Here is a 13,878-nt window from a genome sequence, read left to right as displayed (position 1 = left end):
TTTTGTTTTAGGTAATTGTTAAAGATAGTAATTTGCCCTTAGAACCAATCTTTGTTTTTTTCGATAGGGAAATTTTCTATTTTGGAAAGGTAAATTTACGTCTTTGATTGTTTTGTTATGCCAGAAAATGCTGAAAATTCTCCTATCACGGCGGCCGGCCGGCGATCTTTTCTTCAGAAGATAACCGCTTTGGGCTCGCTGAGTGTACTATCTCCCTCGGCTCTCCCGGCTAGGGAGGATCGCGACCCCTTGCATGTGCAGGCGGGCCCTTACCTCCAAAATGTCCTGCACGACGAGGCCACCATTATGTGGATTACCGATCGGAACTGTTTCAGTTGGGTGGAGTATGGCGATGGGAATCACCTTCACAGGAAGTTTTTCGAGGTTCATAATGGCTTGATTCAGGGCAACAACCGAATAAATAAAATCCGACTGAAGGGGATCAAATCCGGGAGGTTCCACAAGTACCGGATTGTTTCTACCGAGATCGTGCGGGTAAGTGGTTCGCAGTTTTACTTTGGCGAGACCTATACAAGTCCGATTTATACCTTTCAAACGCCAGAGCTGCGGGAGGATCGTTTTAGGATGTTGGTGTTTAACGATCACCACGAGCGATCACAGACGATCCCGGAGATGCTGTATAGGTTCGGATACCACGGAAACGAACGGGATTTTGATCTGGTGGTATTCAATGGAGACGTGTTTGACAATACGGAGTCGGAAGAGCAGGTAATCCGTCAGTTTTTACGTCCCTGTGTGGAGGTGTTTGCCAAGGAAGTCCCCTTTTTGTTCGTGCAGGGTAACCACGAAGTACGTGGCGCGTTTGCCCGTCATATACCCCAGTACTTCTCTTTTGTGGATGAAAAGTACTACCACGCGTTTAGCCGAGGCCCACTGAGAGTTGTTGTGTTGGATGGGGGTGAGGATAAGTCGGATGATAACTGGGAGTACAAGGGGATGGTGGCTTTTGATCCATACCGGGAAGAACAGCGGGAATGGCTGAAAAAGGAAATCAGGTCGGAGGAGTTCCGAAATTCATCCTTTCGGTTGGTGCTGATTCATATTCCTCTATGGCATTCCGGCGATTGGCACGGACCTACCCACTGCCGGGAGATGTTTGGGGATTTGCTGAATCAAGGAGAGGTAGATTTAATGCTGTCCGGACATACCCACCGATATGGCATACATCCTTCCGATGGGGATCATCGCTTTCCGGTGATGATAGGGGGAGGGCCCATCTCAGGTAACCGGACGATTATCAAACTGGATTGTACGAAGGATGATCTGCGAGCCAAAATGATCCGGGACGACGGCGAACTGATTGGTGAGATAAACCTAACCCCCAAAAAAAAGCGCTGAAGGAGTCCCTCAGCGCTTCATATTACTGTTATTAAAGCCTCATTATTTTTTGTTGGCTTCTTCGTCCATCTTCTCTTTCAGGGCGGACAGTGCATCCAAATCTCCCAAGGTTGACTTTTCCGCAGCTGGAGTAGCTGTTTCGGTCGCGGCAGGTTTTTTCTTGCCGGCGGCTTTCTTGCCTTTCAACGAAGCATCTTCTTTGAAAGTGGCGGTATGGGAAAGCACGATACGTTTGTCGTCTTTCGAGAATTCGATCACTTTGAAGTCCAGTGCTTCTCCAGCTTCTGCCTGTGTTCCATCTTCCTTTTCCAGGTTTTTGGTGGTAGCAAAGCCTTCCAGTCCGTAAGGAAGCTCCAAGATCGCACCTTTGTCGTTTTTGGAGATGATGGTACACTTATGGTCGGATCCTACAGGGAATACGCTTTCGAAGGTATCCCAAGGGTTTTCCTCCAATTGCTTATGGCCTAGGGCCAGCCTTCTGTTGTCCAGATCCAGTTCCAACACCACTACATCTAGTTCCTCGCTGACTTTTACAAACTCGGAAGGATGCTTGATTTTCTTGGTCCAGGACAGGTCAGATACGTGAACCAATCCATCGATTCCTTCCTCCAGTTCGAGGAACAGGCCGAAATTGGTCAGGTTTCTTACGATGCCTTTGTGCTTGGTGCCTACAGCATACTTGCTTCCCATTTCCGCTTTGGTCCATGGATCTTCGGTAAGCTGCTTGATGCCCAGCGACATTTTGCGGTCATCTTTGTCCAGGGTCAATACAACCGCTACGATCTCGTCACCCACTTTCACAAAGTCGGCTGGGTTGCGCAGGTGCTGCGACCAGGACATTTCCGATACGTGTATCAATCCTTCTACGCCGGGGGCAAGTTCCAGGAACGCACCGTAGTCCGCAACATTGACAATCTTGCCTTCCACTTTGGAACCAACTTCCAGGGTGGCAGATAGGGAATCCCATGGATGAGGCGTAAGCTGCTTCATGCCGAGGGAGATACGCTTCTTGTCATCGTCGAAGTCAAGTACCACGATCTGAACTTTGTCGTCCAGGTTAAGCACTTCTTCTGGATGGTTGATACGTCCCCAGGAGATGTCGGTGATGTGCAATAGGCCGTCTACACCTCCCAAGTCGATGAATACACCGAAGTTGGTCATGTTTTTGATCACACCTTCCAACACTTGGCCTTTCTCCAGGTTGTTGAGGATTTCCGCTTTTTGTTTTTCCAGATCTTTTTCGATCAGGACTTTGTGAGAAACGACTACGTTATCGTTGGCGTGGTTGATTTTCACCACTTTCACTTCCATTTTCTTGCCCACATAGATGTCAAAGTCACGGATTGGCTTCACGTCTATCTGGGATCCCGGCAAGAAGGCTTCCACACCGTAGATGTCTACGATCAGACCACCTTTGGTTCTTCTTTTCACCAATCCTTCGATCACATTGTCAAACTCCAATGCGTCTTCGATCAGCTGCCAGGCTTTCACCATTTTGGCTTTTTTACGGGAGAGGACAAGTTGTCCGAGGGCGTTTTCCTGCTCTTCGATAAAGAGGTCTACTTCATCCCCGATTTTGAGGTTTTCCAGGTCCCGGAATTCGCTCAGGGGAACCAGGCCATCAGACTTGAAGCCGATGTTGATGATGACGTCCTTGTCGTTGATGCCTACCACCGTACCCGTGATCACTTCTTTTTCGGTGATCTCATTGAGGGTTTTGTCGTAGAGCTTTTCCATTTCGGCGCGCTCTGCTTTGGTGTAGCCTTCTCCAAAACCTTTGGTTTCGTACTTGTCCCAGTTAAAATCTTCGTTATTTGGCATAATAATCTATGGCCCTGAATATCAACAACCCTTGGGCCTTGGGGTTGAGGTTTTTAGTTGTTTTGAATTCCCCACAAAGGGCCGTTCACCCGAACGGAGTGCAAATTTACAACTTTTTTCAGGAATCGAAACAGCTTAGAGACAAAAAGTTAGGGGGTTATTGGTTTGGGAGGGGGCGGGGCAATGGGCTCAGTGGGCGTGGCTCCTTCCTGATAAAAAGCTTCTACCAGAAGAACGCCTTTGTCAGGCAATTCACGTTCGGCAAAATTGCCTTTCCGTAGGGTTAATATCGATACCAACGGCGGGATTTATGCCGCAATTTGGTTAGATTTGTTCGAAAAGGAATTTTTGAGATTAGAGGCTTTTGTTTTATGCTGCTTGACAATAAATCCACCAATAAGAACCATCCAACTAAGGTTTTTGAATTCTTTAAAAAATATCTCAGGGGAAATGGCAAAATGAATGTGGTGACTGGGTACTTTTCACCATCTGGACTGGCGCGCTTTCATGAACATTTTGATGAGTTTGTGACCGAGTATAATTTGGTGATAGGTGACTTGGCTACCACAGAAAGTACCAAAGAAAAAGTCTATCAATTACTATCAGATAACCTCAGCCTGAAAAGCGGGGTCAATTCTCTAAGGGACTCTGATTTGGCAATCCAATTTTTGAAACAGGACAAGGTAAAAGTGAAAACACTTAAACCGAATTTCTGCCATGCCAAGGCTTATTTATTTGAAGAAGAAAAAAATGATCCGCAAAAAAATTTCTTGGTTGTGGGAAGCTCCAATATGACAGAGGCGGGTTTGGGGCTTAAATTCTCGTCGAATATTGAATTGAACACGGCTGATTTTGGCGGCAATAATGATTACAGGGAATTACAGGATTGGTTCAAAGACCTCTGGAACCATAGCTATGCCAAAGAAGAGGTCGTGATTGAAGGAAAGAAAATTCCCTTTAAAGAATACCTGATCTCCCTGATCAGAGATTATCATAAAAAATACACACCTGAGCAACTTTACTATAAAGTTCTGTACGAACTGTTTAAAAACGATTTTTTGAAGTTTGATCATGATCCAGAGTTTAGGGCTCAGATAGGAAGTCTGGAGAATACTGTCATATTCAAGACGCTCTACCCTTTCCAGCAAAAAGGTGTACTCAGCCTGATCAAAATGCTCAAATCCTACAATGGAGCAATATTGGCAGATGCGGTAGGTTTGGGTAAAACCTGGCAGGCATTGGCTGTGATGAAGTTTTTCCAGATGCGGAATTATGAAATCATCATGATCTGTCCCAAAAAACTACATCAAAACTGGACCAAATATCAACGAAAGAAAAACTCAAGGTTTGAAGTTGATAAGTTGGATTATGTGATTCGTTGGCATTCTGATCTTCAGGATGACCGATTGGAAAGAAAACCAGATGGTTACAAGATTGAGGATTATTTCCAAAGTGACCGGCCAAAACTGATTGTCATAGATGAATCACACAACCTGAGAAATGACAGTTCTTCCAGGTATCAGTTTTTCATGGATGAAATCCTGAAAAAAAATCAGGATGTGAAAGTATTACTCTTGTCAGCCACACCCATCAATACCAAGCTCAAGGACATCAAAAACCAATTTAAGTTCTTTGTAAAAGGCAAGAATAATGGATTCAGGGAAACACTCGGTGTGCCGAGTTTGGACAAATTATTCAAAGATGCGGACAAGCAATTTATAGAGTGGGTCAATAAAGCCGATGAGAATGTTGACCACCTGATCAGTAGATTGGGAGATAGCTTTATGCGAATGACAGATGCCATGGTTGTGTCCAGGACAAGGGAACTGATCAAAATTGACGGACTGGAATTCCCTCAAAATAATGGTTCCATCAATAAATACTGCTCCCCCAGGAATATTGGAGATATCAATAGCTTTGAATCACTGGAAGCTGCTCTTCCGGATGTATTGGCAGGTTATAAACCAAGTATCTATGCTATTTCCTCCTCGGTCAAGGTCAGTGCCGTAGAGGATGCCAGAATTCAGGATAGATTTTTGGTCAAGATGATGTATATCCTGATGATCAAGCGTTTTGAATCTTCCTGGAAGTCTTTCCAAGTGACTGTGGGAAGAATCCTCGCCCATCACGAGAATGCCTTGGACATCGCAGTTCAGTATAAAAATAAGAAGACGGCAACCAATCAGGTTACCTTGGATATCGAATCCATGCTAGATGAAGAGGAAAAAGAAGAAGAGGAAGAATATACGCTGGGCAAAAGAGAAATCAAGCTTTCAGATATTGAGGCCTTGGGCAATCTTGATTTCTTTATCGAAGACTTGGAATTGGATGTGGCCAAATTGAAAACTTTAAAAGAAAACCTGGAAACCTTCGAAAACGAAGTAAAAGCTGAAACTGGTGACCAAAGTAAGGACATCAAACTGGAGGCTTTGATCAAAATCATTCGAGAAAAGCAGCAGTCCCAAAAGAACAACAGCAACAAAAAACTGATCATATTTACCTCTTTCAAAGATACTGCCATGTATCTGTATGAAGAACTCCAAAAGAGAGGCTTTGGTAAAATGGCCGTAGTTACCGGGTCCAAATCCTATGTAGCAGGCGAAGAACTTCCTTTTGGAGACTTCGAGCCCATTTTGGAAAGATTTGCCCCATACACCAAGCTCTTTATGGAAAAAGAATGGCCGGATTTCCACCCCAATGAAGCCATTTCTTCTTGGGATAATTTTTTGGCCTGGAAAGATTACATAGACAGCCATAAGTCCTCGGTGAATGAAAAACTTAAAAACCCAATCGATATCCTGATTACCACAGACTGCCTCTCAGAAGGACAAAACTTGCAGGATGCAGACTTGGTGGTAAACTATGATGTGCATTGGAATCCGGTGAGGATCGTGCAGCGATTTGGTAGGATAGACCGTATCGGTTCGCCGAATATGCAAGATGGAGTTTCTGCTGTGAACTTTTGGCCAACGGAGGATATCAATACCTACCTCAATCTACAGCATAGAGTGGAAGTACGGGTTGCTGCGATGAAACTGGCAGGTGCGGAGGTGCCCAAAGGTTTCAATGAGCGGATTGGGGAAAAGGCCAAAAGTGAGCAGGCTCAGGAAATCCAGAAAGCCAAAATGCTCCGTCAGATGACGGAGAAGATCGAAGAAGTGGAAGGTGATATCAAAAATTTCTCTTTTGCGGACCTGTCCATGGAGAATTTCAGACAGGAACTCTTCCAATTGCTTCAAAGTAAGAAAAAGGAACTGGAAGCCATACCCAATGGCGTTTTCACGGGCTTCAAAGCCAATCCGGACTTGTTTAACCAGTCCATTCCCGAGGGAATGATTGCCTTGATGGGATATCCTGCCAAAGCTGCAGGGGTGATGGATCACGAGTATAAAGAACTGCATTTGATGTACTTGGATAAGGGAAAGAAAATGGTGTTCAAAAACCCCAAAGAAATACTCGCTGTGCTTCAATCCCAAAAGGCTCAAAACAGATCTTTGCCAAGAGGCCTTGATGCCGGGGAGGAAAAAGTATTGAAGCATTATTCAGAGACGCTCTTAAGCTGGCTGGATATTCAGGCAGGTCGGGAGGTCGAAAATGCCATAGATAATATTTTTGCAGGAGACTTGAATTTTGACAAAAAAGACGATCAGGATGATGAAGAGCAGGCTTTCTTGGATCAAAAGTACCAAGCAGAAAATTTTGACCTGATCTGCTGGTTTGCTGTTCAATAATTACACTATGAAGACATGGATTTAAAAATATATTTTCAAGACGAAGCCAATTTAGGGAAAGGCATCCGCCGTTTTTTTGAGGAACAGTTGTCCTTAAATCTCAAAACCCAAACAGAAAGAGCCCTTCCTGTTTCTGCAGTATTGAAGGATCTTTCACCCGACAAGCTCAGCGATATAGAGGCCATCTATTTTGGAGGGAAATTATCCGATCAGACTTTCCATGCAGAAGGAGATGAAAGTACCCTGGAGGAGGCCGAACAGGAACTGGATAGAGGGAAATACGAATCCATCCTGGTATTTGGCGTGGAACTGAGCGCTCAAACACCAACCCGAAGCCGCTTGGCCGAAATTACCCGTTGGCTTAACCGAAAAAGTTTGGGAGCTCCGGTAGCGGTGATTTTTAGATACAATGGAAAGATCACCTTCGCCAATGCTGAGCGGACTGCCTATGTGTATAAAAACCGAGAAGGGGAAAAGGCTGGCAAGGTTTCTTTATTAAAAGATATTGACGTAAATAAACCCCATGCGGCCCATCGGAAAATTATTGTGGGAGATAAGAATACTTCTGGTCTTCGTATCGACCCTACAAAAATAAAAAGCTTCCAAGCGTTGCACGACTACTGGAGAAAGGTGTTAAATACCAAGGAGCTTAATAAAGATTTCTATAATGAACTTTTCAAATGGTATTTGTGGGCAAAGCAAAATGTCACATTCCCTAATTCCAAAAACATTGATGCTGATAAACACAGCTCTGAATCTTTAATTCGCTTTATTTCACGGATACTTTTCGTTTGGTTTATGAAGGAAAAGGGCTTGGTAAGCCAAAAATTATTTGATCCGGCTGAACTCAAATCTATTCTTAAGCAATTTAAGGCTGATGATAATGAGTCGAACCAATACTATACCGCCGTTCTGCAAAACTTGTTTTTTGCTACGCTAAACATGCCTGTAGAGCAGCGTAGCTGGATAAGTAAAAACAAAAAGAATCCTAAACAAGATGGAAATCCTTTATATTATCGATATGAAGACCAGTTTTTGGATGCCGAAGAAACAATAGAAAATCTGTTCAATAAAGTCCCATTTCTGAATGGCGGATTATTTGATTGCCTGGATGACAAGAAAAAAGGAATAGTAGAAGATGGGTTTACAAGACATAAAAAAAACCAGCCTGTTTTCCCCAATCAGCTTTTTTTCGGAGACGAAGAGCAGGCTGACATTAGCGAATATTTTAAAGATGCCTCAGATAAAAATAAGTGGAAAGCTGTAAAGACAAAAGGTATCATCTCGCTTTTTGATGTGTACAAATTTACCATAGAAGAAAATACACCCCTTGAAGAGGACATCGCACTGGACCCCGAACTATTGGGAAAAGTATTTGAAAACCTACTGGCCAGTTATAATCCCGAAACGGGAGAAACAGCCAGAAAGCAAACGGGCTCTTTTTATACCCCAAGAGAGATCGTCAATTACATGGTAGATGAAAGTCTAAAGGCCTATTTGAAAAACGGACTCTTAAAAGAGGAGAATTATACAGAAGAAATTATCTATGATTTTACCGGCAAGGAATCAAGGAGGGAACGAAAACAAATAGAAGGTACAAGTGAGTCCCCTTGGCTGGGAAAAGAAGAAGAACTAAACGAAAAATTAAACGCCCTATTTGATGTGCATCGAGATGTCAATCCTTTTGATCAGGAAAGTACCAAAGAAATTGTGGAATTGATCGATCATTGCAAAATATTAGATCCTGCCTGCGGATCAGGGGCATTCCCTATGGGTATATTGCTCAAGCTGGTGGATGTGCTGCACAAACTTGATCCTGAAAATGAACTTTGGAAAGAAACCCAAATAGAACGGGTAAACCGACTGATAGCAGAGGCAGAGGGCTTTAGTGACCCAGGTGTAAGAAAACAGGTGATACGAAGCTTAAAGGAAAGCAAAAACAAAATAGAGGAAGCCTTCCGCAATAATGAGTTGAACTACGGGCGCAAGCTTTACCTGATCCAAAACTGTATTTATGGTGTAGATATACAGCCCATCGCCATTCAGATCAGTAAACTGCGTTTTTTCATTTCGCTATTGGTGGACCAAACAGAAAAGGAAAGTGAACCCAATAGAGGATTTGAGCCACTACCCAATATGGACTTTAAACTGATAGCGGCCAATACCTTGATAGGTGCGCCAAATAATGAAGTGGCAGAAACCTATATGGTAGAACGGAATTTATTGCCACGCTTTCAGCAGCTTACCAAAGAGTATTTTAGCATCAGTGACCCGGAAGAAAAAAACAATCAAAAGGAGCAGATAGCCGGGGTAATACATGAAATAGTGGAAGTCAATAAGAACATTGTTAGGCAATTTCAGAATAGGCTGGAAAAAGAAAAAAATACCTCAACTGCCGCCAAACAGAAAAAATATGTAGAGCAGATTCAGAATTATGAGAGGGATATTCAAAATTGGGAGAGCTTTGAAAATATCTTCAACAATGAAAGCGTAAGTTTTTTTGAACCAACCATTTTTTATCCTGAGATTAAAGATGGTTTTGATGTGGTAATTGGAAATCCGCCTTATGTCAGCGCCAATAATATGTCTATCCATGACAGGAATTATTTCAATAAAGACACATCCTATAAGACTCTTCAAGGTAAGTGGGATTTATATATAGCCTTTGCTGAGAAATCACTTAATATTTTAAATCAAAATGGGATTTTCACATTCATTATTCCGTTTGGGTTTTTGAATCAGCCCTTTGCCGAAGGAATTAGAACATTAATATTAAATGAATTTCATTTGCTGAGTATTGTTGATTTACATAATGAAAAAATTTTTGAGAATGCTACAGTTCCATCTTGCATACCAATAATTCAAAAAACAAATAAAATGTCTTATAGTGTTTCTATAAGGGATTTTATTGACAACAACTTTCTTGAGAAATACCAAATTGATGTTGATAAATATAGAAAAACTAGTCAACATATGTTTAGAACTGAAAATTTGGATTCAATCGCTGAGATTTTAGATGAAATAAGAGTAAATACATTCCCATTAGATGAATTATTTTATATATCAACAGGAGCTGAAATTCACGGGAAGGAAAGTAGAGGAGAAAACGGTCTTACAATATCAGGAAGGAGTAAATTTGAAGTTCTTTCTAACACTTTTACTCAAGGATTGAAACCATATATTGAGGGGTCTGCAATTAAGAAATCAAAAGAAGGTAGATACTCTTTTCCAAAAATAGATACTTGGTTAGATTATAGTGCACCACAGTTAATGCGATCACCAAAATTCCCCGAATTATTTGATAGTGAAAAAATTATAATTAGAAGAAGCTCAGGTCTTTTAAGAATACTTGCAATTCTTGATAATTTGGGAATACATACTTCTGAGAAGTGTTTGATAATAATAAAAAGAAGTACATTACCTTTAAGACATTCAAATTACAACAATGATTCACGTTTAAGTTTGAAATATTTAATTTCGATATTGAATAGTAAACTAATTGATTTTTATTATGAGTCCGTATATGGTGGTTTTATTGATGTTTATCCAAATAATTTAAAAAGGTTGCCAATAAAGGTTAATGATCAATTTATTCCAGCATTAACTCAGTTAGTAGATTTTATGCTTATTGAAAAATCAAAACAAATTTCAAGCATACAAATCTCGCTACTTGATAGTATTATTGATTCACTAATTCTAAACCTCTACTTCCCAGACCACATGAAAGAGCGTGGTATAGATGTGTTGGAATTTGTGGAGCGGGATATAGAAGCAGTGATGCAGGGTAGGGACTTTGAAGTCTTGTCTGATCCAGAAAAAGAAGCCATAATCGAGCAGCTGCATGCCCTATGGTCTGATCCTGAAAATGAGGTCGTGAAGCGCATGGGTATGTTCAAGGAAAGGAGTCCGGAGATATTGAAGGTGATATTGGAGAGTTGATTTCCCCTGAAGTAATTTATAGAACAATGACCAAAGAATCCCAACATATAGAATGGAAAGAAACCTGGCGGGAGGAATATCTGAAATGGATTTGTGGTTTTGCAAACGCCAAAGGCGGCACTATTTATATTGGCAAGGACGATGACGGCAATGTAATTGGTTTGGAAGATGCCCAACAGCTTTTAGAAACACTCCCCAATAGAATAAAAGATGGTTTAGGGATTATTTGTGATATAAATTTACAAACCGAAAATGACTTGGAGTTCATAGAAATCATTACCAAACCCTATTCTGTGCCCGTTTCACTTCGTGGACGGTATTATTACCGATCGGGAAGTAGCAAGTTAGAATTAACCGGTAATCAACTCAATGACTTTCTTCTTAAAAAAGCCGGGAAAACCTGGGATGACGTTGTGGAAGAAGGAGCGTCTATTGATGATATAGACGAAAGCAGTTTCAAGAGATTTTTAGAGGACGCAGTAATTAGTGGCCGCATGCCGGAAGTGTCAGGTCTGGGTACTTTTGAAATTTTAGAAAAGCTTCGTTTAGTAAAGGATGGAAAGTTAAAGAGAGGTGCTATCATATTATTCGGGAAAGATCCAAATAAATTCTATCCCAATATTTTAGTGAAAATTGGTCGATTTACAGGAGCTGATGAAGATTTAATTTTTCACGAGGTTGAAGAAGGAAACCTAATACAGCTTTTATCAGGAGTTACAGAGCAACTCAATAGGAAATTTCTCACCAAACGAATAGACTTCAAAGGACTACAACGGATTGAAAAAGGGGAATACCCTGTAGCAGCAATCCGCGAAATGCTACTCAATGCGCTGGTGCACAGAAATTATATGGGTAGTTCTGTCCAAATGCGGGTGTATGATGACAAACTCACAATTTGGAATGAAGGTAGCCTTCCAGAGGGGCTGGATTATGAAGCATTAAAAAGGAACCATAGCTCAAGACCGCGTAATCCAATCATTGCAGATGCCTGTTTTAAAGCAGGATATATTGATTCTTGGGGTAGAGGAACTTTGAAGATTTATAAATCTTGCTTAGATGCTGAGCTGCCTGAACCAGAAATTAAGCCTCTTGATGGAGGTGTACTCGTCACCCTTTTCAAAGATTATTTGAGCGAAGATCAGCTTAGAAAATTAGGATTGAATGACAGACAGATTAAGGCCGTCACTTTCGCTAAAGCACATGCATCCATTTCGAATACTGATTACCAAAAGCTAAATGACGTTAGGAAAACTACAGCAACTGAAGAGTTGAGTAAATTGGTAGAATTAGGAATTTTTACTGCTCCAACTGCCAAAGGACGAGGAGCAAAATATACCCTGAATTAATTGGCCGCTAATGGGCCGAATGGGCCGGTGATTGGCCGCTAATTGACCAAAAGACGAATCGTATGAGTAAACTATGGAATAAAATAGAAGCGCACGACCGCACCAATATAGAAGTGTTGGATGATAAAAAGTTTCACTCTTAGATTACTTTCAACGGAAGTTGGAAAATAGTTCATTTATCCCATTGTTGGAAAAAACAGCCGAAGACGGCAAAAACTATGAAACTAACTTCTATTGTTTAGAACAGAAAACTTAAACTAATGCCCAAAACCCGAATACTTATCAGCAGGGTTCAAACCCGAGCAAGGGAATAAACCGTAAAGCCACCTAAACGAAGAAATGGATAAAAGAGAATTAGAGCGAGTTTTAGTACAAGGTGAAGGACTCCGTATTGAGGTTAAAGAGGCTCAACATGGAATCCCTGACACCTTGTATGATACCGTTTCCGCTTTTCTTAATCGGAGGAGATTTACGGGGCCTTTAGACCTGGAGACTTTTGACGCAGAACCAAAGAATCCAAATATCCGGGCCTTTTTCAATATTCTAACTTGGCCAGAAAAAAGTGGGGAGTTGACAAATATTAGGTTCCTGATAAACAATAACCTAGCGGTTGATGAACTCCAAAAAGAGGGGAGTTGGACTGAAAAAAGTGGGAAGCTCTTAAAAAAACGTGCAAGGATCTTATTGAGCGTTTTATTGCTGACACTTATTTCCATGTCTTTAGAAGAATTAGCAGGTAAGTTAGGTTTTAGAAGCAAGGAACGCTTTCGGAACGATTATATTAAAAGCCACTAAGGGAAAAAAGATTGTTGGACTACACAATGGAACAAGCAAACGATCCTAATCAACAGTATGTAATTACAAGTCGCGGAAAACTGTTTGTAGGAGGCAGTTCATTGTGAAAATGAGGGCGCCGTTCATTTAAAAGTAATCAATGAGATTAAGTCAAACAGTCTGATCCTGAAGTGAATGGGGATGTTTAAGGAGCTGAGTCCTGAGATATTGAAGTTTATATTGGAGAGTTAAAATCGATCGAGTCGCAAGCGATATAAACTTGGACTATCAACCATGCGAGATTCCATCCCGATAAACCGGGACAGGTTGTGACCATTGAAAAACAATTAAAGACATATGAAAATTAAAAACTGATGCAGGTACGAAATTTACTCTTATACCAAGTAGCCGAAAAAAAGGTACAGGTTTCTGTCTATTTTGAGAAAGGTACTTTTTGGCTGTCCCAAAAAGCTATTGCGTCTTTGTTTGGAGTGGACAGGACTGTGGTTACGAAGCATGTGAAAAATATTTCCGTAACCAAAGAGCTGGAAGCAGATTCAGTATGTGCAATTTTTGCACATACTGCCGAAGATGGTAAGAAACTATGAAAGTGATTTTGACGAAATGATCAAAAAGCTTAATCAATAGTCTTTTAAGAGACCAAATTATAGTGCCTATATCTGGAAGGAGTTGGATCAGCATTACAAGAAAAAGTGATAGCAAAACCGAGAAAAAGGAAAATATTAAACATAGACACATAGACAGGTTGACTGTCTATGTTGAAAAGATGTTTGCTTACAATGAAAGTAACATAGACAATTAAACAATAAAATTGTCTATGTTCAAACGCTAAAAAATGAAACTATATAATACTCCCCTAAAATGGTACCAGAGGTTAAGTTAAAAAA

7 protein-coding genes are annotated in these 13,878 nt (G+C 41.1%); 6 read left to right on the top strand and 1 reads right to left on the bottom strand.

Features of this window, described 5'->3' with window-relative positions; all coding sequences use genetic code 11:
• The first annotated feature begins 117 nt into the window (after positions 1-117).
• The gene (locus tag ADIS_RS07425; protein ID WP_081634884.1) at positions 118-1,359 is read left to right on the top strand and encodes a metallophosphoesterase family protein; all 1,242 of its coding nucleotides are present in this window, start codon (positions 118-120) and stop codon (positions 1,357-1,359) included.
• A gap of 42 nt (positions 1,360-1,401) precedes the next feature.
• Here ADIS_RS07425 and rpsA read toward each other — a convergent pair whose 3' ends face one another.
• Complete coding sequence (gene rpsA / locus ADIS_RS07420) at positions 1,402-3,180, bottom strand: 30S ribosomal protein S1 (protein WP_010853786.1); 1,779 nt, start codon at positions 3,178-3,180, stop codon at positions 1,402-1,404.
• Between the two features lie 458 nt (positions 3,181-3,638).
• Between rpsA and ADIS_RS07410 the strand changes: the two genes are divergently transcribed.
• From ADIS_RS07410 to ADIS_RS07390, 5 genes are all read left to right on the top strand, one after another.
• Entirely contained in the window at positions 3,639-6,911 is a 3,273-nt protein-coding gene (locus ADIS_RS07410; protein WP_162141565.1) for a helicase-related protein, read from the top strand.
• 15 nt (positions 6,912-6,926) lie between these two features.
• Positions 6,927-10,850, top strand: coding sequence for an Eco57I restriction-modification methylase domain-containing protein (locus ADIS_RS22265; protein ID WP_010853783.1), 3,924 nt, complete (start codon positions 6,927-6,929; stop codon positions 10,848-10,850).
• 26 nt (positions 10,851-10,876) lie between these two features.
• Complete coding sequence (locus ADIS_RS07400; RefSeq protein ID WP_010853782.1) at positions 10,877-12,196, top strand: ATP-binding protein; 1,320 nt, start codon at positions 10,877-10,879, stop codon at positions 12,194-12,196.
• A gap of 339 nt (positions 12,197-12,535) precedes the next feature.
• Positions 12,536-12,991 carry a hypothetical protein gene (locus ADIS_RS07395; RefSeq protein WP_010853781.1) on the top strand — a complete coding sequence of 152 codons (456 nt, stop codon included), beginning with the start codon at positions 12,536-12,538 and terminating at the stop codon, positions 12,989-12,991.
• Between the two features lie 353 nt (positions 12,992-13,344).
• Positions 13,345-13,578, top strand: a complete 234-nt coding sequence (locus ADIS_RS07390; RefSeq protein ID WP_010853780.1) for a hypothetical protein — start codon at positions 13,345-13,347, stop codon at positions 13,576-13,578.
• Positions 13,579-13,878: the final 300 nt, after the last annotated feature.

It is taken from the genome of Lunatimonas lonarensis (assembly GCF_000390185.1).
Lineage (GTDB): Bacteria > Bacteroidota > Bacteroidia > Cytophagales > Cyclobacteriaceae > Lunatimonas > Lunatimonas lonarensis.
This window is presented reverse-complemented; position numbering and strand designations above follow the sequence as displayed.

Coding starts and splice junctions, on each gene's coding strand:
- ADIS_RS07390 (WP_010853780.1), top strand. CDS start 13,345: ATGCAGGTACGAAATTTACTCTTATACCAAGTAGCCGAAAAAAAGGTA.
- ADIS_RS07410 (WP_162141565.1), top strand. CDS start 3,639: ATGAATGTGGTGACTGGGTACTTTTCACCATCTGGACTGGCGCGCTTT.
- ADIS_RS07395 (WP_010853781.1), top strand. CDS start 12,536: ATGGATAAAAGAGAATTAGAGCGAGTTTTAGTACAAGGTGAAGGACTC.
- ADIS_RS07400 (WP_010853782.1), top strand. CDS start 10,877: ATGACCAAAGAATCCCAACATATAGAATGGAAAGAAACCTGGCGGGAG.
- ADIS_RS22265 (WP_010853783.1), top strand. CDS start 6,927: ATGGATTTAAAAATATATTTTCAAGACGAAGCCAATTTAGGGAAAGGC.
- ADIS_RS07425 (WP_081634884.1), top strand. CDS start 118: ATGCCAGAAAATGCTGAAAATTCTCCTATCACGGCGGCCGGCCGGCGA.
- rpsA (WP_010853786.1), bottom strand. CDS start 3,180: ATGCCAAATAACGAAGATTTTAACTGGGACAAGTACGAAACCAAAGGT.